Here is a 23073-nt window from a genome sequence, read left to right as displayed (position 1 = left end):
ACGATCACCATCCAAGGAGAGCCTCATGGCTACCGTAAAAGTCGACCAGTCCAACTTCCAGGCTGAAGTTCTCAATTCCGCAGAGCCTGTCATCGTCGATTTCTGGGCTGAATGGTGCGGCCCGTGCAAGATGATTGCCCCCGCGCTCGAGGAAATTTCGACGGAACTCGCCGGCAAGGTGAAGGTCGCCAAGCTGAACATCGACGAGAACCCGGAACTGGCCGCCCAGTATGGTGTGCGTTCCATTCCGACGCTCGCCATGTTCAAGGGCGGCGAAGTCGCGGACATCAAGGTCGGCGCCGCGCCGAAGACGGCCCTTTCGAGCTGGATTTCCAGCGCAGCCTGATTGGCCAGCATGACTGGATACGAGAAAGCCCGGCTTCGGCCGGGCTTTTTTGTGCTCAGGTGGGGGGCGTTCCGTTGTCGGCAAGAACATCGCCGACGAGGTAGAGCGAACCGCCGATCAGGATGCGCGGCGGCACCTCGTCCTCTTCGGTGATGCGGGCGATTTCGGCGAGCGCATCGGCAACGGTCGACAGCGGCTGGGCCTCAAGGCCGGCGCGGGCCGCGTCATCGGCAAGCGCAAGAGGATCAAGGCCGGCATCGGAGCCGCGGATCGGCACGGTGAAGACCCGTTCGGCAAGACCACCGAACGGCTCGAAATAGCCGACCGGATCCTTGGTGTTGATCATGCCGGTGACGAGGAAGAGCGGGCGCGGCTCGCGCTCCTCGAAATTCGCCATGGTTTCGGCGATAACCTGGCCGGCACCGGGATTGTGCCCGCCATCGACCCAGATCTCGCTGCCCCGCGGAGCAAGCCGCAGAAGCGCGCCATCCGTCAGCCGTTGCAGGCGGCCCGGCCATTCGACGCGAGCAAGGCCCTGCTCCAGCGCCTGCTCGGAAACGGCAAAGCCGGCAGCCTTGACGGCGCGGATCGCCGCGGCGGCGTTGGCATATTGGTGGCGGCCAGGCAGGCGCGGCAACGGCAGGTCGGCAAGGCCGAATTCGTCCTGATAGACCAGGCGGCCGAACTCCTCATGCGCCATGAAATCCTGGCCATAGACCGCATGCGGGCAACCAAGCCGCTCGGCGGTCTCGACCAGCACATCGCGGGCCGCCTCTTCCGACTGATAGCCGATGACGACGGGCGCGCCGCGCTTCATGATGCCCGCCTTCTCCGCTGCGATCAGCTCGACCCGGTCGCCGAGATAGGCCTGATGGTCGAGCGAGATCGGCATGATCACCGAAACGGCGGGGCGCGGAATGACATTGGTCGCATCGAAGCGCCCACCGAGGCCGACCTCGATGATCGCCACGTCGGCCGGATGCTCGGAGAAGAGCAGGAAGGTGACGGCGGTCAGGATTTCGAAAACGGTGATCTTTTCGCCGCCATTGGCCTCCGCCACGCGGCGCACCGCATCGGCGAGCACGGCATCGCCGACCAGAGCCCCGCGTTCCCCCTTGACGGCGAGACGGTAGCGCTCATGCCAGTTGACGAGATGGGGAGAGGTGTGGACGTGAACGCCGAGGCCTTCGGCCTCCAGGATCGCGCGGCAGAAGGCGGTGACGGAGCCCTTGCCATTGGTGCCTGCCACATGGATGACCGGCGGCAGTTTCAGGTGCGGATCGCCGAGCGCGGCAAGCAACCGCGTGATGCGGTCCAGCGAAAGATCGAACCCCTTGGGATGGAGACCGAGAAGCTTCTCGATCTCCGCTGCCGCTTCGCTGGCCGATACCGTCGTCATGCCGCTCTCCGCCGATCCGGCTTATTGGGCCGCGATGGCGACCGCGCCATTGGTGAGCGATGCGGTCGCCGGCTTCTTCATCAGGATCTTCAGAAGGCGGGCGAGCATATCGGGAATGTCATGTCGATTGACGACGAGATCGACCATGCCGTGTTCCAGAAGGTATTCCGAGGTCTGGAAGCCTTCAGGCAGCTTCTCGCGGATCGTCTGCTCGATGACGCGCTTGCCGGCAAAGCAGATTTCGGCGCCCGGCTCGGCAAGGTGGATGTCGCCCAGCATGGCGTAGGACGCCGTCACGCCGCCGGTCGTCGGGTTGGTGAGCACGACGATATAGGGCTGGCCCGCTTCCTTGAGCATTTCCACGGCGACCGTGGTGCGCGGCAGCTGCATCAGCGAAAGGATGCCTTCCTGCATGCGCGCGCCGCCCGAGGCGGGAAACATGACGAGCGGGCACTTTTCGGCAATCGCCCGTTCGAAGGCCTTGATGATCGCCTCGCCTGCGGCAATGCCGAGCGAGCCGCCCATGAAATTGAACTCGTGCACGACGGCGACCAGCTTGACGCCGCGCATCTTACCGACGCCGGCGACAATCGTGTCTTCGAGGTCGGTCTTGATCCGGCTATCCTTCAGGCGATCCGTGTACTTCTTCGAATCGCGGAACTTCAGCGGATCCTGCGCGACCTTCGGCTGCTGCAGGGCTTCGTAGACGCCATCGTCGAAGAGATCCTTGAGGCGGGCCTTGGCCGGCATCTTCATGTGGTAGCCCGAGGCGGGAATGACCCACTTGTTCTCCTCGAGATCGCGGTGGAACACCATCTCGCCGGTTTCCGGGCACTTGATCCAGAGGTTGTCGGGAACATCCCGGTTGGGGCGGCCGAGCATCGAGTTGATCTTCGGCCGAACGTAATTCGTGATCCAGTTCACGGTCTAGACTCCCGTTAATCTGCGCAATCCCGGGAAAACCGCGTCATGCTTTTCCCGCAATTGCCTTTATCCGATCCCATGTGGGAATTTCACTCCGCCGCCGCAAGGCGCGCGCCGCGCACACCCGAAGCGAGGCTCATCACCAGCGTCTCGACGCCGGCGACGGTGGCGGCGCTGGCCTTGCCGTCCGCCGTCAGGCTGGAAGCGATCTGGTTGACAATCGCGGTGCCGACGACGACGCCATCCGCCGAGGCGCCGATGGCGCGGGCATGGTCCGCCGTCTTGACGCCGAAGCCGACGCAGACCGGCAGCTTCGTATGCGCCTTGATGCGGCCGACTGCGCCACCGATCAGCGAGGGATCCGGCAGGGCCGAGCCGGTGATGCCGTTCATCGATACGTAGTAGACGAAGCCGGAGGTGTTCTTCAGGACCGCCGGCAGGCGCTTCTCGTCCGTCGTCGGCGTTGCCAGGCGAATGAAGTTGATACCCTTGGCGAGCGCCGGCAGGCACAGTTCGTCATCCATTTCCGGCGGCAGGTCGACGACGATGAGGCCGTCGATGCCGGCTTCCAGCGCCTCGTCGAGGAAACGATCGACGCCGTAGATGTAGATCGGGTTGTAGTAGCCCATCAGCACGATCGGCGTCGCATCGTCACCCTTGCGGAAGTCGCGCGCCATCTGCAGCGTCTTGGCGAGCGTCTGCCCGCCCTTCAGCGCGCGCTGGCCGGCCAACTGGATGGCCGGGCCGTCGGCCATCGGATCGGAGAAGGGCATGCCGAGTTCGATGACGTCGGAGCCTGCCTTCGGCAGCGCTCTCATGATCTCGAGCGAGCTGGCATAATCTGGATCGCCGCCCATGAAATAGGTCACAAGGGCCGGGCGACCTTCGGCGGCGAGATCCGCGAAGCGTTTGTCCATGCGTGCGGTCATCTTAGAGCTCCATACCGAGGATCTTGCCGACGGTGAAGATGTCCTTGTCGCCACGGCCGGAGAGGTTCATCAGGATGATCTGGTCCTTGCCCATTTTCGGCGCGCGCTTGATCACTTCGGCAATGGCGTGGCTCGGCTCCAGCGCCGGGATGATGCCTTCGAGCTTGGTCAAGAGCTGGAAGGCTTCCAGCGCCTCGTCGTCCATGATCGGCACATATTCGGCACGGCCGATCTGGTGGAGCCAGGCGTGCTCCGGGCCGATGCCCGGGTAGTCGAGGCCGGCGGAAATCGAATGGCCTTCCTTGATCTGGCCGTCGGCATCCTGCAGCAGATAGGTGCGGTTGCCGTGCAGAACGCCCGGCGAGCCGGCGGTCAGCGAGGCACAGTGTTCGTCGCCGTCAAGCCCCTTGCCACCCGCTTCAACGCCGACGATCTGGACGTTCTTGTCATCCAGGAAGGGGTGGAAGATGCCGATCGCATTGGAACCGCCGCCGACGGCAGCGATGACCATGTCCGGCAGGCGGCCTTCGGCTTGCAACAGCTGCTCGCGGGCTTCCGTGCCGATCACGGCCTGGAAGTCGCGTACCAGTTCCGGATAGGGATGCGGGCCGGCGGCGGTGCCGATCAGGTAATAGGTGTCCTCGACATTGGTGACCCAATCACGCAGCGCCTCGTTCATGGCGTCCTTCAGCGTGCCGTGGCCGGCAGTGACCGGGCGCACGTCAGCACCGAGCAGCTTCATGCGGAAGACGTTCGGCGCCTGGCGCTCGACATCCGTCGCGCCCATGTAGACGACGCAGGGGAAGCCGAAACGCGCGGCGACCGTCGCCGAGGCCACGCCGTGCTGGCCGGCACCGGTTTCCGCGATGATGCGCGTCTTGCCCATGCGCTTGGCGAGAAGTATCTGGCCGATACAGTTGTTGATCTTGTGCGAGCCGGTGTGGTTCAGCTCCTCGCGCTTGAAATAGATCTTCGCGCCGCCGAGATGCTGCGTCAGGCGCTCGGCATAATAAAGCGGGCTCGGACGGCCAATATAGTGCGCACCAAGCTCCTTCAGCTCCGCCTGGAAGGCCGGATCGGTCTTGGCCTTGTTCCACTCTTCCTGAAGATCGAGGATCAGAGGCATCAGGGTTTCGGCGACGAAACGACCGCCGAAAATGCCGAAACGGCCGTCCTCGTCCGGACCTTCACGGTACGAATTCAGGTTGGGTGACTGGTTCACTTGCCTCTCCCTGCAACGATTTCGCGTTCCGCTTCCCGTGCCGCTTCAAAAAATGCATCCATCAGGCCGAGATCCTTGACGCCCGGGGCGCTCTCGACCCCGGAACTGGCGTCGATGCCCGGCGCGCCGGTCAGCCTTATGGCCTCGGCGAGGTTATCCTTGTTCAACCCACCGGAAAGCATGTAATCGACGCTTCCGTCAAGCAAATGCATGAGCGTCCAGTCGAAGGAGACGCCATTGCCGCCAGGAAGCTCCGAGCCCGCCGGCGGCTTCGCATCGAAGAGGAACCGGTCGGCAATGCCGATATAGGGATCGATCTTCTTCAGATCGTCCGCCTCGCGCACCGAAAAGGCCTTTATGACAGGCAGGCCGTAGACGGCCTTGACGTTCAGGACGCGCTCCGGGCTTTCGCTGCCGTGCAGCTGAAGGATATCCGGCGAGAGCTGGTCGACGATCTCGTCGAGGGCGTCATTGTCAGCATTGACAGTGACGGCAACGATCTTCACCCGGCCGCGCACCCGATCCGCAAGACGACCGGCGTCGGACGGCTCGATGTTGCGCGGGCTCTTGGGAAAGAAGATGAAGCCGATATGGGTGGCGCCGAGCGCAACGGCCCTGTCGACGGCCTCTTCGGTCTTCAGCCCGCAGATTTTGATGTCGAGTGACGTTTCACGTTTCATGGGCGCAGGGAGTCGCATGAATCACCCGAAGAGTCGAGCCGAAAGACGGCATCCGACCCTCGGGAAACGCCGCCCTTGCGCAGGCTTCGAACAGGCCCATATGGAGGGGGACCCTAGTTTGGAGATCCCCATGCGGCTCATCATTGCCATCCTGCTGCCCTTCCTCGTGTTTTTCACCATCGGGCGGCCGATTGCCGGCATCATCTGCCTCATCCTGCAGATCACGCTGATCGGCTGGCTGCCGGCGGCCATCTGGGCGGTCTATGCGCTGGGGCAGTACAATACGGACAGGAAAATCCGCGAGGCGCTGGCCGATCGCGGCCGCTGACCAGTCCTTCCGGTCAAAACCGCTTCAGCCGAAATCAACCGCATGCAGCAGGCTGCCATTGCGCTTCAGCCAGCGCTTGGCATCCTCGGTCTTCGGGCAGAGCTGCTCGCACAACGCCCAGAAGGCCGGGCTGTGGTTCATTTCCCTGAGATGCGCCACCTCGTGGGCGGCGAGATAATCGATCACGCCAGGCGGCGCCATGGCGATGCGCCAGGAGAAGCTGAGTGCGCCATCCGCCGAGCAGGAGCCCCAGCGGCTGCGGGTATCGCGCAGCGTCAGCGACTTCACGCGTTTGCCGATGCGGCCGGCATGCACGGCGACGAGCCGTTCCAGCTCCAGCCGGGCCTCCTTCTTCAGGAAATCGCAGATACGACGGGGAATGCTCTCCTCCATGCCGCCGACGCGCAGCACCGCTTCATCATCGACAACCAGGGCCTCCGTCAGGCCGCGCAGGCGGCCGGTCGCCTCGATGCGGTGGGAGACGCCGCGGATCATCACGTAGCCGCCGTCCATGAGTTCGTTCGTCGTACGGAACTTGGCGAGCTTCGTCATCAGCCAGCCCTGGTGCCGATCGAGGAAATCGCGGATCTCGCGCTCGGCAATGCCGCTCGGCACCGTCATGCGCAGTGCCCGCCCGCCCGGCTCGATGCGCAGGGTCAGCCGTGTCGCGCGAAAATCCCGCCTTATGGTGAGCGGCAGGCGCTTGCCGTTGACGTCCATTTCCCGCCGCTCCGGTGGAGGCGGCGTCTTCAGGGCCTTTCTGGGCTTGCGAAGCGAGGAGAACATACTGCCTTTCATAGCCGATTCGGCTGAAACTGGAATGCCCCGACGAAAAACCGGCGCTCGAGGCGCCGGTCTTCATCTCATCCGCTCAGACGGTGTCAGGTCGCCGGAAAGCCCGGAACGTCGCCCTGGCCGTTGGCGCGGCGCTCGCGCATGAAGCGGTCGAATTCTTCCTGATCCTTTGCCCGGCGAAGCTCGCGGACATAGGAGTCGAATTCTTCACGCATCTCGTCGAGCTTGCGGCGTTCCTCGTCGAGGCGGGAGAGCTCGGCATCGCGCCAGTCGTCGAAGGCGACATTGCCGGTGGCGCTACGGAAAGCGGAACCACCGCGGCGGCCGAACTTGCCCCGGCAGAAGGCGAACATGCCGTCGACGGTGTCGTTGGCGTCTTTCTTGAAGGATTTCAGACGGTCGCCGAAGATGATGTAGGCGAGCATGGCAAGGCCGAGCGGCCAGAACACCACGAAGCCGAGCACCATCAGGGCGATGGTCGCAGGCGTCCAGTCCGGACGAATGAGCGCTGACTGGTTCATGTGCAATCTTCCTCACGATCGACGGAAACCACCTCGGTTTCCGGTGAATCCGATGTGGTTAGACCGCCCATCGCATTCAAGACGATGCCCTGTGAATTCGGGCAAGCGCCTGAAAGAGGACTGAAAAATCAGGCGCCGCCGCTGGCCTTGCCACCCTTGATGACGCGCGGCGCGGCCGGCTTCACCTTTGCGCTGCGGGCATGTTCGGCAATGAAGGAGAGGATGCGCGGAGCAATCTCCCGGCGGAAACGCGAACCGTTGAAGACGCCGTAGTGGCCGACATCCGGCTGCATGTAATGCATGCGCATGTCATCGGGAATGTTGGTGCAGATCGTCTGCGCCGCCTTCGTCTGGCCGACGCCCGAGATATCGTCGTTCTCGCCCTCGACGGTGAGCAGCGCCACCTTGCGGATTGCCGTCGTGTCGACAGGACGCCCGCGGTGCATCATCTCACCCTTCGGCAGCGCGTGTTTCATGAACACGGTCTCGACCGTCTGGAGGTAGAATTCGGCGGTGAGATCCATGACGGCAAGATATTCGTCGTAGAAGTCACGATGCTTTTCCGCCGCGTCGCCGTCGTTCTTCACGAGATGGGCGAAGAATTCCTTGTGGGCGATGACATGGCGGTCGAGATTCATCGACATGAAGCCCGACAATTGCAGGAAGCCCGGATAGACCATGCGCATGAAGCCGGGCTGCGGCCACGGAACGGGCATGATGACATTGTCGCGGAACCATTCGATCGGCTTTTCTTCCGCCAGCTTGTTGACGGCGGTCGGGTTGATGCGCGTGTCGATCGGCCCGCCCATCAGCGTCATGGTGGAGGGCGACAGCGGGTCGTTGTCGGCTTCCATGACCGCAACGGCCGCCAGCACCGGCACTGCCGGCTGGCAGACGGCAACGACATGGGTATCCGGCCCCAGCGCATGCAGCATCTGGATGACGTAGTCGATATAGTCGTCGAGATCGAAACCGCCGTCCGACAGTGGCACCATGCGCGCATCCACCCAGTCGGTGATGTGGACCTCCGCATGCGGCAGCAGCGCCTCGACCGTACCGCGCAGCAGCGTCGCATAGTGGCCCGACATCGGCGCGACGATCAGGACCTTCGGGTCCTTGCGATGACCGGCCGGCAAACAGCGCTCGAAATGGATGAGATTGCAGAACGGGCGCTGCCAGACGATCTTTTCGTGCACGGAAACGCTCTGGCCGTCGATGAGCGTGGTGGGAAGATCGAATTCAGGCTTGCCGTAGCGCCGGGTGGTGCGCTCGAGAACCTCGAAGCCGGCAGCCATGGTGCGGCCGAAATAGGTATGGGAAACCGGATTGAGCGGGTTGCGGAAGGCGATGCGCATCTGGTCCGCCACAGCGCGCCAGGGCGCCATCACCGCATGGTTGAGTTCGTAGAGCTGATAATACATCGGACGCGATACCCCATTCTGGGTGCGGGGCTGAGCGCCCTCTGCACCGTGTCACCCCGGTTTCCGCAGATGCGAAAAGACTAACATGTTTTCGCTGCGTGGCAACACGCCGCACGGACATCCTAAACCTGTGAACCTTTCGCGGGCATGAACGGATTTCAGGCTTTTCATCGCGTTTTCGACGTTCCGCCGGCCTTTTTCAGCCCGCCACACGCACAATCGCCTTGATCAGGCCCGATTTTTCGGTCGCCCACCGAGAAAGGTCGACCGGGACATGTGCAAGCGTGGTGCGATGGGTCACCAGCGCCTCGACCGGCACGCGACCGGTGCGGATGCTCTCCATTACATGCTCGAAATCGACACGTGTGGCATTGCGGCTGCTGATCAGCATCATTTCGCGCTTGTGAAACTCCGGGTCGGAAAAACGGATCTCTTCCTTCACCACGGAAACCAGCACAAGCGCACCGCCATGGGCGACATGGTGGAAGGCAGCCTCCATGGATTTCGCATAACCCGTCGCATCGAAGACGACATCGAAGCCTTCACCGCCTGTGGCCGCGAGCACCGCGGCCGCCGCATCGGAGCCGGCAAGGATGCCCTTCACCAGGCCAAAACGCTCCGCCGCCATGGCAAGCCGCTCGGTCGAAGTATCCATCAAGGTGACGTCATGACCGGCAATACGCGAGAAGAGCGCCGTACCGAGCCCGATCGGGCCGGCGCCGATGACAAGGGCGCGCGAACCGGCGGGCGCCAGGGACCGGCGCACCGCATGGGCACCGATCGCCAGGAATTCCACGGTCGCCGCCGCCTCCAGCGAGAGGCCGTCGGCCGGATAGAGGTTGTCCGCCGGCAGCAGGATCTCCTCGCAGAAGGCGCCGTCGGTATGCACGCCGAGCACGCGGATCGCCGTGCAGCAGTTCGGTTTGCCCTGCCGGCAAGCCACGCAGGTGCCGCAGGAAAGGTAGGGATTCACGACGACGGATGCACCGGCAACAAGCTGGCTCGTGCCCGGATCGAGGACGGTGGCCGAGACCTCGTGGCCCATCACCCGGGGATAGTCGAGGAACGGGTGCTTGCCCTCGAAGATATGATAATCGGTGCCGCAAATGCCGACATGGCTGACGGCGACGCGCACCCAGCCCTCCGGCAGGTCGGCGGGGCTCTCACGCTCGACCGCTTCGAGGCGACCGGGTTCCACACAGACGACGGCTTTCATCTCAACGGCTTCCGCGACGGCGCAGCTGATCGAAATAGACGATGACGATGATGAGGAGCCCCGTGATGATGCGCTGCCAGAAGGAGTTGATGTTGAGGAGGTTCGCGCCGTTGTTGATGGTTGCGAGGATGAAGGCGCCGAGCAGCGGCCCGTGCACCGAGCCGACCGCGCCGAAGAGGCTGGTTCCGCCGATCACCGACGAGGCGATCGCCTGCAGCTCCCAGCCTTCCGCCTGCGTGGCATTGCCGATGCCGATGCGCGAGGCGAGCAGCAGGCCGACAAAGGCGGCGCAGGTCGCCGACAGGATATAGGCGAGGTAGATGGTGCGGTTGACATTGACGCCGGAAAGGCGCGCCGCCTCGCTGTTCGAGCCGACCGCGAAGAGATAGCGGCCCCAGCGCGAGAGATGCAGGAAGACGAAGGCGGGGATGGCCACCAGGATGACCATCCAGAACAGGCTCGGCACGCCGAGGAAATCGGCGCGGGAGAAATTCGTGAAACCCTCGTGGCTGATCGAGATCGTCGAGCCGTTGGTGATGAGCAGGCCGATGCCGCGCAGCGAGGTCAGCGTCGCCAGCGTGATGATGAAGGGCGGCAGGCCCATGCGCACGATGCCGAAGCCGTGGAAGGCGCCAATGGCGACGCCGATCAGCAACGTCAGGATGATCGACAGCCAGAGCGGCACGCCGGCCTGCAGCAGCCAGGCGACGATGACGCTGGTGAAGCCGACGATGGCCCCGACCGAGAGGTCGATACCGGCGGTGATGATGACGAAGGTCTGGCCGACCGCCAGGATTGCCGTCATCGCCCCCTGGCGCAGCAGGTTGCTGATGTTGTTCGGTGTCCAGAAGGCATTGGTCGAAAGGCCGAGCAGCAGCCAGAGGAACAGCAGCAGCCCGAGAAGGGTCAGGCCGAGCAGGATGTTCGTGCCCTTCCTGGGGGCCGGTGCGCTTTCCGTCGTCGTTTCCACGCTCATGTTCTTCTCCCTTTTTTCGCGCGGCGATTCAGATGCCGATGGCCTGGGTCAGGACGTCCTCATGGGTGGCCGCCCGGTGGTCGTGGCTGGCGACGAGCCGGCCGCCCCTGAAGACATGCAGCCGGTCGGAAAGTTCATAGACTTCCGGCAAGTAGGACGAGATGAGGATGATGCCGGCGCCCTGCTTCAGGAGTTCGCCGAACAGGCGGTAGATTTCCGCCTTGGTGCCGACATCGACGCCGACGGTCGGCTCGTCGAAGATGAACAGCCGCGCACCGTGGCTCAACCACTTGCCGATGACGATCTTCTGCTGGTTGCCGCCGGACATGGCGGAAGCGAGCACGTGGCGCGACGGCGTCTTGATACGCAAATCGCGGATCTGGCGGTCGGCATTCGCGGCCTCGTCGCCGCGGCGGATCGTCAGGCCCGAGCTCAGCGTCCTGAAGACCGGCAGGTTGATGTTGAGGCCGATCGGCAGGTTGAGGCAGAGGCCCTGGTCGCGCCGGCTTTCCGGGGCAAGCGCGATGCCGAGGTCCATCGCCTGGCGCTCGTTGCGGATATCGACCTTCGCGCCATCCCAGAAGATCTCGCCGGCCGAGACCGGCTGGCGACCATAGAGGCCGAGGGCAAACTCGCTGCGGCCGGCACCGATGAGGCCGTAGAGGCCGACGATCTCGCCGGCGCGCACGGAAAGCGACACATCGCTGAAACCCGGACCGGACAGGCCACGCGTCTCGACGATGACCTTGCCGGCCGGCACCTTTTCCTTGTGGTAGATCTGTTCGATCGAACGGTTGATCATCAGCGCGATCAGCTCGTTCTCATTGGTCTCGCCGATCAGGCGCGTGCCGACATGGGTGCCGTCGCGCAGCACCGAGACGCGGTCGGCCAGCTCGAAGACCTCCTCCATGCGGTGGCTGATATAGACGATCGTCACGCCCTGGTCGCGTAGCCGGCGAATGAGACGGAAGAGCTGGGCGGATTCCTGGCGCGTCAGATAGGCGGTCGGTTCGTCGAAGATGAGGAAGCGGATGCCGCGCATGGCCGCCTTGGCGGTGGCGACCAGCTGCTGCTGGCCGATGGTGAGGCTGCCGAGGAGCGCGCCGGCGGGAAGCTGGAAGCCGAGATCGTCGAGCACCGCCTGAGCCGCACGCTCCATGGCCGCCTTGCGCATCAGGCCGTAGCGGTTCATCTCGTCGCCGAGAAACATGTTGGCCGCCACCGAAAGATGCGGGCAGAGCACGACCTCCTGGTGCACGGCATTGATGCCACGGGAGATCGCCTCGTTCGGGGTCGCCAGCTGCACGGGCTTGCCACACCAGAAGACGTCACCCGCCGTGCGGCGGATGACGCCGGTCAGGAGCTTGATGAGGGTGGACTTGCCGGCGCCGTTTTCGCCGACGATGGCGTGGATCTCGCCGGCCAGAAACGCGATCGTCGCCGGTTTCAGCGCTTCCACGAGGCCGTATTTCTTCTGCAGCCCACGCAATTCGAGGATGGGCGCGCCGCGCGGCACCGCTTCGGATTCGGCGAGCTTCGCCTCGTCCTCATGCCGATGGCTAAGCTCTTCCAGGCTGCTCATCGCTGTCTCCTCCTGACTGCGTGGAAAGCGTCCCGCCCGAATCCTGCGGCCCGGGCGGGCAGATCGTCAAATGCTTTGCGGCAAGCGATCAGATCTTCGGGTTGAGCAGGGCGTCGATCTTCGGATCGGCCATGTTCTCCTTGGTCACGAGGTTTGCGCCGGTATCGACGAAGGCTTCGACCTTCTCGCCCTTGGAAACGGCAAGCGCCGTCTTCACGCCGTCATAGCCCATGCGGTAGGGATCCTGCACGACGAGGCCGGCAAGCACCCCTTCCTTGAGGAAACCGACAGTCTTTTCATCGCTGTCGAAGCCGATGACCTTGATCTTCTCGCCGAGCTTGTTTTCCGCGATCGCCTGGCCGACGCCCTGCGCCATGATGAGGTTGGAGGCGAAGACGCCGACGAGGTTCGGGTTCGCGGTGATGAGGTCGGTCATCATGTTGAGGCCGGTCGTGGCCTGGCCGTCCGCATATTTGTCCGCCACCACGGTCAGACCCGGATATTTCGTCTTGATCTGGTCGAGGAAGCCTTCGCGGCGCTGGTCGAGCGAACCGACGCCCGGCAGGCTGGTGATGATGGCGATCTCGCCTTCTTCCTTGCCGGTGGCAGCCTTGATCGCCGCGGCAAGCCCGTCTGCGGCGATGCGGCCACCCTGGACGTTATCCGTCGTCAGGAACGAGGTGAAGGCCTTGGAATCGGCGCCCGAATCGATGCCGATGATCGGCACCGCCTTGGCCGCCTCGTCGACCGGCTTGCCGAGCGCCTTGAACTCCGTCGGCGAGATGACGACGGCGGCCGGGCTGCCGGCCACGGCATTTTCGAGGATGCTGATTTGCCCGTTGATATCGGATTCCGACTGCGCGCCGAGTTCCGGCACGTTGACGCCGAGGTCCTTGCCGGCCGCGCGCGCGCCGGCGAGCACGATCTGCCAGTAGAAGGACGTCGTGTCCTTGACGATGATCGGAATGGTGACATCCTGCGCGAAGGACGCGGCGGGGCTCATGGTGGCGAGGACTGCGGCACCCGCGAGCGCCGTGAAGGCGCGGCGAGACAGAAGCGATCTTACAATGCTCATCAGGTTTCTCCTCTCAAATGCTTCCCGTTCCTGTTGGGATCGTGTCGCGGGAAGCGAACAACTCGATCTTTTATCGATAAAAAACATTTTGTAGTCAGGCTACACCTGTCTGCCTTTGCTGGCAAGCGAAGGACGTTTCACCAGAATGCTGCTCTCGAAAATGCTCCAGTCCATGCCATCCGTCCTCCCAAACGGTGGCCGCCGGGCGGCTAGGCCTGAAAAATCTCGTGCGGGTGCACGACACCCTTCTTCAGAATGATATTGCCATAGAGACGGAACTCCGTCGTGGCGACGATATAGGCCGCCTTCTTCGCCATCTCGTAGAAAGCGAAACGCTCGACCGCATGCACCTTGAAATCACCAGCCAGCCGATGGACGAGATCCTGAAAGGTCGCGCAGACCTCAGGCACCGCGTCGGGATCGCCGACCACCTCCATGCGCCAGGCGGCCTCCGGCACGAAAGTATCGAGCGGCATATGCGCGAGAATGGCTTCCGTGATCGACACGGCATCGACCCCATCCGCTCGGATGACCTTCGGGCCGAGGAAACTCGACGGGAAATTGGCGTCGGCGATGACGATGTCGTCGCCGTGGCCCATGGTCCGGATGGCGTGCAGCAGATCCGGCCCGAGCAACGGATGAATGCCTTTCAACATGCCCTAGCGATCCTCCCAGATCAAAATCCCAGATTAAAATCATTGCCGGACGGCGTTTTCCCCGAGTTCCGGCGCAACCACTATATGCGGCTCGAAAGCCGGGTAAATCTCTTTCGGCAGATCCATGCGCGCAAGCGCCATGTTGCGTCGCAGGCTCTGCGGTTTTGCCGTGCCGATCAGCACCGAGGCAACGGCCGGATGATTGAGCGGAAACTGGAGCGCGGGCGCAGCGAGCGGCACGCCGCCTTGCTGCGCGATCGCCATCATCGCACCAACCTTGGCCGCGATATCCGGCGTCGCCGGCATGTAGTCGAAATGCGCGCCGTCCACCGGTCCCGTCGCCAGAATGCCGGAATTGAAGACGCCGCCCACCACCAGGGACGTGCCCTTCTTCTCGCACAGCGGCAGCAGGTCCGCGGCCGCCGAACGGTCGAGCAGCGTATAGCGGCCGGCCAGCAGGATGCAATCGAGATCGGCCTTCGCAAGCACATCGAGGCAGACCGGCACCTCGTTGACGCCAAGCCCATAGGCTTTGATCACGCCCGACGCCTTCAGTTCCTCCAGGGCTTTCAGACCCGTCTCGAGCAGCTGGCGCAGATGGAACGCGTTGCGCTCGGCGCCGTGTGTATAGACGCCGATATCGTGCACATAGAGGATATCGATGCGGTTGAGCCCGAGGCGGGCATGGCTGAGTTCGACGGACCGCATGATGCCGTCATAGCTGTAGTCGTAGCGCACGTCGAAAGGCAGCGGATCGACGTAGCCGTAGCTCGGCACCTTGTCGTCGGCGACGGGAATCATGACGCGGCCGACCTTGCTGGACAGAACCCAGCTGCCGCTCGGCTTGTCGCGCAGGAAATCGCCGGTGCGGCGCTCCGCAAGGCCGAAACCGTACCAGGGCGCAGTATCGAAGTAACGCAGACCCTCGTCCCAGGCCGCCTCCAGCGTTTCCATCGCCGCATCGCGCGGGCACGCCCGGTAGAGACCGCCAAGCGCTGCGGTGCCGAAACTGAATTCGGTCACAGCCAGGCCTGTCCTGCCGACGATACGCGTTTTCATCGAACCTCCCGTCGGCGTCCTCTCGCCATTATTTGTCTTTTATCGACAATAGACAGATTGCCGTCAATGGGTAATATGCAAGAAAGAGGAAACGGGAGGATGACGGCACCGGCATGCCAAGCGGCCGGCGTCTGGCCTTTCGCCCGGGCAATCAGTAAGGGACGCAACAGCAGACCACAGAACCGGCGGCACCCATGGCCAAACAGAACACCGTCTTCAAAGATGCCTTCAATCGCTGCCTGAAACTCCTGGAGCAGACGCCAAACCTGCCCTCGGAGCCGGAACTCGGCGCCACGCTCGGCGTCAGCCGCACGACCGTCCGCGCGATCCTCACCCGGCTGGAGGAGGCCGGTCTGCTGACCTGGGAGAAGCGGCGCAAGATCGTGCTGCGCAAGCCGGTCGCCGGAGATTATTTTCCGACCGAGGAAACGGATTCGCTTTCCGAGATCATCGAGCGCAGCTTCATGCGCCGCATTCTCGCCGGCGGTGCCGAGCCGGGCATGCAGATCAACGAACTGGAACTTGCCCGCGAGATCGGAATCGGCACGACGAGCGTACGCGAATTCCTTATCCGCTTCAGCCGGTTCGGCCTGATCGAGAAGCGGCCGAACAGCCATTGGGTGCTGAAGGGCTTCACACGAGACTTCGCGCTCGAATTGACGGAAGTGCGCGAGATGTTCGAGCTGCGCTCGGCCAACGCCTTCGCCCGCCTTCCGGAGGATCATCCAGCCTGGCAGGAACTCGACACGATCGAGGCGATGCACCATGCCATCCTGGCCGATATCGAAAACCGCTACCTCGATTTCTCCGAACTCGACGAGCGCTTCCACCTCCTCGTGCACCGGGCCTCGAAGAACCGCTTCATCGTCGATTTCTACGACGTCATCGCGATCGTCTTCCACTATCACTACCAGTGGAACAAGACGAATGCCCGCGAGCGCAATGCAAGGGCGCTGGAAGAACACCTTGCCTACATCGCGGCGCTGCGTTCACGCGATCCGATCGAGATCGAGCTGGCCTGCCGGCAGCACCTGAAATCCGCGCGCGAAACACTTTTGCAATCGATCAACTGACGAGGACGGCATGGGCACACCCATCCTGCAATTCGGAACCAGCCGCTTCCTGCAGGCGCATGCGGACCTTTTCATCGACGAGGCGCTGAAAAGGGGCGAGGCCCTCGGCCGCATCACGGTCATCCAGACCACGGGCGCCCCGGAACGGGCGGGACGCCTTGCCGCGCTCGCAGCGCCAGGCGGCTATCCGGTGATCATCCGCGGGCGGAAGGACGGGCACGAGGTCAACCGCGAGCAGCGGATCACCAGCGTCGCGCGCACGCTTTCGGCGGCGAACGACTGGGAGACGGTAAGGAAGATCTTTTGCGACGAGGCCGAGGTCGTGCTCTCCAATACCGGGGACACCGGTTACATGGTAGGCCCAGACGATCTCGCCGGCCCTGTCCCGGCTTCCTTTCCCGGCAAGCTGCTGGCGCTTCTCCACGACCGTTTCGCGGCGAACCGGCGCGAGCTGACCCTCCTGCCCTGCGAGCTCGTTTCGCGGAACGGCGATGTGCTGAAGCGGCTTATCCTCGACCTGCAGGGCGATCGTTACCCGGAGTCCGATTTTCGCAACTGGCTGTCCGAAAGCGTGATCTGGGGCAACACGCTGGTCGACCGCATCGTTTCCGAACCGCTGGAACCGGCCGGGGCCATCGCGGAGCCCTACGCGCTCTGGGCGATCGAGACCCAGCCGGGCCTGACGGTGCCGTGCAGACATGCGGACATCCGCCTTGTCGACGACCTGACACCCTACGAGAAGCTCAAGCTGCACATCCTCAATCTCGGCCATACGGTGCTGGCTGACATCTGGCTGGCGGAGAAAAGGCCGAAGGAGGAGACAGTCAAAGCCATTCTCGCCGAGGCCGACGTCCGGCGCAGGCTTCTGGCGATCTACCACGACGAGGTGGTACCCGGCTTTGCCGACAGGGGGCTCGGCCGGGAGGCGGAAGCCTACGTCGCAGCGACCCTGGAGCGCTTCGACAATCCCTTCCTCGAGCACCGCCTCAGCGATATCGCCAACCACCATGCGGAGAAGCGCGTTCGCCGCATCGGCGATTTCCTAGCCTGGGCACCGGGTGTGCCGATGCCAAGGCTGGCTGCAATTGCCGGTGGTCAGTAGCCACCGCCGCGCTTTTCCGTTTCCTCTTCGCCAAGGAAGCTGCGGCGCAGGGTCTCGACAGCCGATACAAGGCAATTGACGTCGGTGCCGATCGCCATGAAATCCGCACCGAGATCACGGTAGACCGCTGCCTGGGGCAGCGACACGGTCATGATGCCGCGCGCCTTGCCGTGGGCCTTCGTGCGCGCGAAGATATGGGTGATCGCCGCAAGCACCTCCGGCGCGCCGGGATTACCGAGAAGCCCCATGTCCGCGGCCAGGTCCGAAGGGCCGATGAAGATACCGTCGACGCCCTCCACCGCCGCGATTTCATCGATCGCGGCCAGGCCAGCCCGGCTTTCGACCTGCACGATGAGGCAGATCTCGTCATTGGCAGTCTTCAGATAGTCCGCCGTGCGGTTGAAGTCGCTTGCACGGCCGAGACCGGCACCGACACCGCGAATGCCGTGCGGCGGATAGCGCACGGCGCGCACCAGCGCCTCCGCCTCCGCTGCCGATTCGACCATGGGAATGAGAAAGGTCTGCGCGCCCTGGTCGAGCAGCTGCTTCAACATCCACGCCTCGCCCATCGGCGGGCGGACCATGGCGTGGGTCGGCGAGTGGCGCAACGCACCGACCTGTGCGCTGATCAGCGGCATGTCGTTCGGCCCGTGCTCGCCGTCGATCAGCAGCCAATCATAACCGCTGCCGGACAGGATTTCCGCCGCATAGGCACTGCCGAGCGCCGCCCACAGGCCGAGCTGGAACCGGCCTTCGCGGAGCGCGGCCTTGAAGGTATTTTTCGGTGCTGCCACGATTTTCCCTCTCAAAACAAAACCGGCCGGACGATGCCGGCCGGATTCTTGCTGCTGTCCGATCTCAGGCGATGCCGCCGAGGCAGACATACTTGATCTCGGTGAACTCCTCGATGCCGTATCTCGAACCCTCGCGGCCGAGGCCGGAAAGCTTGACGCCGCCGAATGGCGCTTCCGCCGTCGAGATCAGGCCGGTATTGACGCCGACCATGCCATATTCCAGCGCCTCGGCGACACGGAAGACACGCGACAGCTCCTTGGCGTAGAAGTAGGAAGCAAGGCCGAACTCCGTGTCATTTGCCTGGGCGATGACGTCGTCCTCGTCCGTAAAGCGGAAGAGCGGAGCGACGGGGCCGAAGGTCTCCTCGCGGGCGACGGCCATGTCGGGCGTCACGTTGGCAATGACGGTCGCCTCGTAGAATGTGCCGCCGAGTGCATGGCGCTTGCCGCCCTGCACCACGCGGCCGCCCTTTTTCACCGCATCGGAAACATGCTCCTCGACCTTTTCGAGCGCTGCCTGGTCGATCAGCGGGCCGAGCACGACGCCGTCGTCGAAACCGTTGCCGGTCTTCAGCTTGCCGACCGCGGCGGCGAGCTTCTCGGAGAAGGCATCATAGACGGCATCCTGCACATAGATACGGTTGGCGCAGACGCAAGTCTGGCCATTGTTGCGGAATTTCGCGATCAACGCGCCTTCGACGGCCGCATCGAGGTCGGCGTCATCGAAGACGATGAAGGGAGCGTTGCCGCCAAGTTCCAGGCCGAGCTTCTTGATGGTCGGGGCGCACTGCTTGTAAAGCTCGGCGCCGATTTCCGTGGAACCGGTGAAGGTGAGCTTGCGCACGGTCGGGTTGGCCGTCAGCTCCGCACCGATCTCACGGGCGGAGCCGGTGATGACCGAGAAGAGGCCCGCGGGAAGGCCGGCCCGTTCGGCGAGGATGGCGATGGCGATGGCCGAAAAGGGGGTCTGCGAAGCAGGCTTCAGCACCATGGCGCAGCCGGCGGCGAACGCCGGGCCGGCCTTGCGGGTGATCATGGCGTTCGGGAAGTTCCACGGCGTGATGGCCGCGACGACCCCGATCGGCTGCTTCATCACGAGGATGCGCTTGTCCTTCTGGTGGCCGGGCACGATATCGCCGTAAAGGCGGCGGGCTTCTTCGGCGAACCATTCGACGAAGCTTGCACCATAGACGATTTCACCGGTCGCCTCGGCGAGCGGCTTGCCCTGTTCCATCGTCAGGATGCGGCCGAGATCGTCCTTGTTCTCGATCATCAGCTCGAACCACTTGCGCAGCACGGCCGAGCGCTCCTTGGCGGTGCGCGCGGCCCAGCCCTTCTGGGCGGCGGCCGCGGCGTCGATCGCCTCCTTCGTCTCCTTGGCGCCGAGCTTCGGTACATAGCCGACCAGCTCGCCCGTTGCCGGGTTCTTCACAGCAATGCCGCTGCCGTCTGCCTCGATCCAGCGGGTGCCAACGAGGGCTGCCTGACGCAGCAAGCTCGGGTCTTTGAGGCTCATCGGATATCTCCCATTTCGCGATGCCGTTTCTCACATGTCGGAAGGGTTATATTGCCTCCCCCACCGGTTCGACAATGCGACAGAGACGCGATTTTACCGCTTCGCGCGACGCACCGCCGGGTCTAAGGTCGGCCGGCAGAACTGACATTCGAGGCTTGCAATGACCCATCCCACCGGCCGCACTGCGGACCACGCCATCGACCCCATCTATCTCGACCGCTGGTCGCCCCGCGCCTTTACCGGCGAGGCGATGCCGCAGGAAACGCTGCTGTCGCTGTTCGAGGCGGCGCGCTGGGCGCCCTCTGCGGCCAACGGCCAGCCCTGGCGCTTCGTCTACGGCCACCGCGGCACCGAGGCTTTCGAGCGCATCTACAACACGCTGGACGAGGGCAACCGCCGCTGGGCGGACAAGGCTGCCGTGCTCGCCGTGATCATCTCGCAGACCCACCGGGCAAACGCCGCCGGCGAAATGCGCCCGGCCTATACGCACGCCTTCGACACGGGTGCCGCCTGGGCCTATCTCGCCCTGGAGGCGACGCGCGCCGGCTACCATTCCCATGGCATGGGGGGTATCGACCGCGAGAAGGCAAGAGAAGTCCTCGGCGTACCCGAGAATTTTCGCGTCGAGGCGGCAATGGCGATCGGCAAAATCGCGCCGAAGGAGACACTGCCGGAGGACCTCATGAAACGCGAGGTACCGAGCGGGCGCAAGAAGGTGGAAGAGTTCGTCTCCGAGGGGCAATTCGCGCGCTGAGGCGGCTTGCCCTGTGCCACCAACCTCGGGCCAAGGCCCGAGGATCTACCGTCGCGGTTGAAGCGTGGATGGCCGGATCAGGATGACCGTGGCGCAGGAGGGGCAATATCTTTTCGATAGAAGAAAGCCGCCTTTCGGCGGCTCTCTTGCTTAGATATCGAGATTGGCAACGCTGAGAGCGTTTTCCTGGATGAAGTCACGGCGTGGCTCCACCTCGTCGCCCATCAGGCGGGCGAAGAGACCATCGGCATCCGTCGCGTCCGTCACCTTCACCTGCAGCAGCGAGCGGACGTTCGGATCGAGCGTCGTTTCCCAGAGCTGCTCGGCATTCATCTCGCCAAGGCCCTTGTAGCGCTGCATGGAAAGGCCTTTGCGGCCAGCAGCGAAGACGGCGTCGAGCAGCGCGCGCGGACCGGAAATCTCGACCTGGCCGTCCTTGCGGCGCAGTGCCGGCGGCACGGCATAGATCTCGTGGAAGCGGGCGGACAGCTGGTCGATATGGCGGGCATCGGCCGAGCCGATCAGCGCCATGTCGATATGGGCGAATTCCTTGACGCCGCGCACCATGCGCTCGAAACGCAAGCCACCATCGGTGGCGACGGATCCGGTCCAGCCGCGCTCCGTCTCTTCCGCGATGAGATCGAGCCGGCGGGCGACGTCTTCCGCCTTGGCGGCGTAGGCCTCGCGGTCGTGGCTGAGTTCGAGGTTCAGCGCACCGGCAATGGCCGCCTGCTCGATGATCGCGCGATTGTAGCGCGAATGCAGGCCGTCGAGCAGCGTGCGCAGGCGCAGCGCATCCTGGATCAGTTCCAGGATGTCCTGGCCGGCACGCACTTCGCCAGAGCTCAGTTCCAGCGCCGCGTCGTCGAGGCCGGCGGTGACGAGATAGTCTTCCAGCGCCTTCTCGTTCTTCAGGTACTGGCTCGATTTGCCGCGCGCCACCTTATAGAGCGGGGGCTGGGCGATGTAGAGGTGACCACGCTCGATCAGCTCCGGCATCTGCCGGAAGAAGAAGGTCAATAGCAGGGTACGGATATGCGCGCCATCGACGTCTGCGTCCGTCATGATGATGATCTTGTGGTAGCGCAGCTTGTCGGCGTTGAACTCGTCCTTGCCGATCGAGGTGCCAAGCGCGGTGATCAACGTACCGATTTCCTGGCTGGACAGCATCTTGTCGAAGCGCGCGCGCTCGACATTGAGAATCTTTCCGCGCAACGGAAGGATCGCCTGGTTCTCGCGCGAACGCCCCTGTTTGGCCGACCCACCGGCCGAATCGCCCTCGACGAGAAAGACTTCGGACTTGGCCGGGTCGCGCTCGGAGCAGTCGGCGAGCTTTCCAGGCAGCGACGAGATGTCGAGGGCGCCCTTGCGCCGCGTCAGCTCGCGCGCCTTGCGCGCAGCCTCGCGGGCGGCGGCGGCCTCGACCACCTTGCCGACAAGCGTCTTGGCATCGGCAGGATGCTCCTCGAACCAGGTGGAAAGCGCCTCGTTGACGAGGTTTTCCACGGCCGGCCGAACTTCGGAGGAAACCAGCTTGTCCTTGGTCTGCGAGGAGAATTTCGGATCGGGAACCTTGACCGACAGAACCGCCGTCAGGCCTTCGCGGCAGTCCTCACCCTGCAGCGTCACCTTCTCCTTCTTGGTGATGCCGGATGTATCGGCATAGGAAACGACCTGGCGGGTCAGCGCGCCGCGGAAGCCCGCCATGTGCGTGCCGCCGTCGCGCTGGGGAATGTTGTTGGTGAAGCAGAGCACGTTCTCGTGGTAGCTGTCGTTCCACCACATTGCGACTTCGACGGTGATGCCGTCCTTCTCGCCCCTGATCGCAATGGGCTTGGAGACCAGCGGCTTCTTCGCCCGGTCGAGATAGGTCACGAAGGCTTCGAGACCACCCTCGTACATCAACTCGTCCTGCTTGATATCCGAATGACGGCGATCGGTGAGCAGGATGCGCACGCCGGAATTCAGGAAGGCGAGCTCGCGCAGACGGTGTTCCAGCGTCCCGTAGTTGAAATCGATATTCGAGAAGGTCTCGGTCGAGGGGAGGAACGTCACTTCCGTGCCGGTCTCGCTGCCGCACTCGCCTGTCACCGTCAACGGGCCATCGGCCACGCCATGGGTGAAGCTCATCTCGTGAATCTTGCCCGCGCGGCGGATCTTCAGCTTCAGCTTGATCGAAAGCGCGTTCACCACCGAAACGCCGACGCCGTGCAGACCACCGGACACCTTGTAGGAATTCTGGTCGAATTTACCGCCGGCATGCAGCTGGGTCATGATGACCTCGGCGGCGGAGACGCCCTCTTCCTTATGGATATCGGTCGGGATACCACGGCCGTTGTCGGTCACCGTCACGGACCCGTCCGGATTGAGCGTGACCGTCACGATATCCGCATGGCCGGCAAGCGCCTCGTCGATCGCGTTGTCGACGACCTCGTAAACCATGTGGTGCAGGCCCGAGCCGTCATCGGTATCGCCGATATACATGCCGGGACGCTTGCGCACCGCATCAAGCCCCTTGAGGACCTTGATCGAATCTGCGCCATATTCGGCCGGGCCGTTATCGGTCTCGGGTGTGTCAGTCATTCAAACGTCTTTCCAGAGTGTTCGCGGAAGGCGGGAAGCGCGGCGAATCACCGCTTTCCAAGTGCTTGAATATAGGGTTCTTGCCCTGAAGTTCCAAATCTGAGAGCGGGAAAACACGGCAG

22 protein-coding genes are annotated in these 23073 nt (G+C 63.7%); 5 read left to right on the top strand and 17 right to left on the bottom strand.

The annotated features are described in order from the left end of the window. Positions 1-25 precede the first annotated feature (25 nt). Positions 26-346 carry a thioredoxin gene (trxA, locus tag AKG11_RS21225; RefSeq protein WP_023513835.1) on the top strand — a complete coding sequence of 107 codons (321 nt, stop codon included), beginning with the start codon at positions 26-28 and terminating at the stop codon, positions 344-346. 55 nt (positions 347-401) lie between these two features. Here the strand turns inward: trxA and AKG11_RS21220 are convergent, their stop codons facing one another. The 5 genes from AKG11_RS21220 to AKG11_RS21200 all read right to left on the bottom strand — a co-directional run bounded on the left by AKG11_RS21220 (position 402) and on the right by AKG11_RS21200 (position 5500). Then, complete coding sequence (locus tag AKG11_RS21220; RefSeq protein WP_023513834.1) at positions 402-1745, bottom strand: bifunctional folylpolyglutamate synthase/dihydrofolate synthase; 1344 nt, start codon at positions 1743-1745, stop codon at positions 402-404. 21 nt (positions 1746-1766) lie between these two features. After that, positions 1767-2669: an acetyl-CoA carboxylase, carboxyltransferase subunit beta gene (accD, locus tag AKG11_RS21215; RefSeq protein ID WP_050745382.1), complete on the bottom strand. Its 903-nt coding sequence runs from the start codon at positions 2667-2669 to the stop codon at positions 1767-1769. Between the two features lie 89 nt (positions 2670-2758). Next, positions 2759-3598, bottom strand: coding sequence for a tryptophan synthase subunit alpha (gene trpA / locus AKG11_RS21210; RefSeq protein WP_050745381.1), 840 nt, complete (start codon positions 3596-3598; stop codon positions 2759-2761). A gap of 1 nt (position 3599) precedes the next feature. Then, positions 3600-4820 (bottom strand): tryptophan synthase subunit beta, encoded by a 1221-nt coding sequence (gene trpB / locus AKG11_RS21205; protein ID WP_023513831.1) that lies wholly within the window; start codon positions 4818-4820, stop codon positions 3600-3602. Beyond that, positions 4817-5500, bottom strand: a complete 684-nt coding sequence (locus tag AKG11_RS21200) for a phosphoribosylanthranilate isomerase (RefSeq protein WP_050745380.1) — start codon at positions 5498-5500, stop codon at positions 4817-4819. The genes trpB and AKG11_RS21200 overlap by 4 nt, the downstream gene beginning before the upstream one ends. Before the next feature lie 130 nt (positions 5501-5630). On the opposite strand from AKG11_RS21200, the gene AKG11_RS21195 reads away from it, so the two are divergent. Further along, on the top strand, positions 5631-5828 hold the full coding sequence (locus AKG11_RS21195) for a YqaE/Pmp3 family membrane protein (RefSeq protein ID WP_023513829.1): 198 nt from the start codon (positions 5631-5633) through the stop codon (positions 5826-5828). Between the two features lie 24 nt (positions 5829-5852). On the opposite strand, the gene AKG11_RS21190 is transcribed toward AKG11_RS21195, so the two are convergent. The 9 genes from AKG11_RS21190 to AKG11_RS21150 form a co-directional block, all read right to left on the bottom strand. Continuing rightward, positions 5853-6614 carry a M48 family metallopeptidase gene (locus AKG11_RS21190; protein WP_050745379.1) on the bottom strand — a complete coding sequence of 254 codons (762 nt, stop codon included), beginning with the start codon at positions 6612-6614 and terminating at the stop codon, positions 5853-5855. 95 nt (positions 6615-6709) lie between these two features. Continuing rightward, positions 6710-7144, bottom strand: coding sequence for a DUF2852 domain-containing protein (locus tag AKG11_RS21185; RefSeq protein ID WP_050745378.1), 435 nt, complete (start codon positions 7142-7144; stop codon positions 6710-6712). A gap of 128 nt (positions 7145-7272) precedes the next feature. Continuing rightward, complete coding sequence (gene phaZ, locus AKG11_RS21180) at positions 7273-8565, bottom strand: polyhydroxyalkanoate depolymerase (protein WP_050745377.1); 1293 nt, start codon at positions 8563-8565, stop codon at positions 7273-7275. A gap of 199 nt (positions 8566-8764) precedes the next feature. Then, complete coding sequence (locus AKG11_RS21175; RefSeq protein WP_050745376.1) at positions 8765-9781, bottom strand: zinc-binding alcohol dehydrogenase family protein; 1017 nt, start codon at positions 9779-9781, stop codon at positions 8765-8767. A gap of 1 nt (position 9782) precedes the next feature. Then, positions 9783-10757 (bottom strand): ABC transporter permease, encoded by a 975-nt coding sequence (locus tag AKG11_RS21170; RefSeq protein WP_023513414.1) that lies wholly within the window; start codon positions 10755-10757, stop codon positions 9783-9785. A gap of 28 nt (positions 10758-10785) precedes the next feature. Beyond that, positions 10786-12339 (bottom strand): sugar ABC transporter ATP-binding protein, encoded by a 1554-nt coding sequence (locus AKG11_RS21165; RefSeq protein ID WP_023513415.1) that lies wholly within the window; start codon positions 12337-12339, stop codon positions 10786-10788. A gap of 88 nt (positions 12340-12427) precedes the next feature. Beyond that, the gene (locus AKG11_RS21160) at positions 12428-13414 is read right to left on the bottom strand and encodes an ABC transporter substrate-binding protein (protein WP_023513416.1); all 987 of its coding nucleotides are present in this window, start codon (positions 13412-13414) and stop codon (positions 12428-12430) included. Positions 13415-13623: 209 nt separating this feature from the next. After that, entirely contained in the window at positions 13624-14070 is a 447-nt protein-coding gene (locus AKG11_RS21155) for an RbsD/FucU family protein (RefSeq protein ID WP_023517126.1), read from the bottom strand. A 39-nt stretch (positions 14071-14109) separates the two neighbouring features. Further along, on the bottom strand, positions 14110-15129 hold the full coding sequence (locus AKG11_RS21150; protein WP_050745375.1) for an aldo/keto reductase: 1020 nt from the start codon (positions 15127-15129) through the stop codon (positions 14110-14112). Between the two features lie 194 nt (positions 15130-15323). Here AKG11_RS21150 and AKG11_RS21145 point away from each other — a divergent pair, with 194 nt between their 5' ends. Both AKG11_RS21145 and AKG11_RS21140 read left to right on the top strand, forming a co-directional pair. Then, positions 15324-16202 (top strand): GntR family transcriptional regulator, encoded by an 879-nt coding sequence (locus tag AKG11_RS21145; RefSeq protein WP_050745374.1) that lies wholly within the window; start codon positions 15324-15326, stop codon positions 16200-16202. A 10-nt stretch (positions 16203-16212) separates the two neighbouring features. After that, positions 16213-17304 (top strand): mannitol dehydrogenase family protein, encoded by a 1092-nt coding sequence (locus tag AKG11_RS21140; protein ID WP_050745373.1) that lies wholly within the window; start codon positions 16213-16215, stop codon positions 17302-17304. Here AKG11_RS21140 and AKG11_RS21135 read toward each other — a convergent pair. Together AKG11_RS21135 and gabD are read right to left on the bottom strand one after the other, a co-directional pair. Further along, on the bottom strand, positions 17298-18098 hold the full coding sequence (locus tag AKG11_RS21135) for an HpcH/HpaI aldolase family protein (RefSeq protein WP_050745372.1): 801 nt from the start codon (positions 18096-18098) through the stop codon (positions 17298-17300). The genes AKG11_RS21140 and AKG11_RS21135 overlap by 7 nt on opposite strands. 64 nt (positions 18099-18162) lie before the next feature. Then, a complete protein-coding gene (gabD, locus tag AKG11_RS21130) occupies positions 18163-19614 on the bottom strand; it encodes an NADP-dependent succinate-semialdehyde dehydrogenase (RefSeq protein ID WP_050745371.1) in 1452 nt (483 codons plus the stop codon). Positions 19615-19774: 160 nt separating this feature from the next. Here gabD and AKG11_RS21125 point away from each other — a divergent pair, with 160 nt between their 5' ends. Further along, on the top strand, positions 19775-20368 hold the full coding sequence (locus AKG11_RS21125) for a nitroreductase family protein (protein ID WP_050745370.1): 594 nt from the start codon (positions 19775-19777) through the stop codon (positions 20366-20368). A gap of 150 nt (positions 20369-20518) precedes the next feature. On the opposite strand, the gene gyrB is transcribed toward AKG11_RS21125, so the two are convergent. Further along, a complete protein-coding gene (gene gyrB / locus AKG11_RS21120) occupies positions 20519-22951 on the bottom strand; it encodes a DNA topoisomerase (ATP-hydrolyzing) subunit B (RefSeq protein WP_024271283.1) in 2433 nt (810 codons plus the stop codon). Positions 22952-23073: the final 122 nt, after the last annotated feature.

It is taken from the genome of Shinella sp. SUS2 (assembly GCF_001262505.1).
In the GTDB taxonomy this organism is placed as follows: domain Bacteria; phylum Pseudomonadota; class Alphaproteobacteria; order Rhizobiales; family Rhizobiaceae; genus Shinella.
The sequence above is the reverse complement of the archived record's forward strand: the minus strand, read 5'-3'. Positions and strand labels throughout refer to the sequence as shown.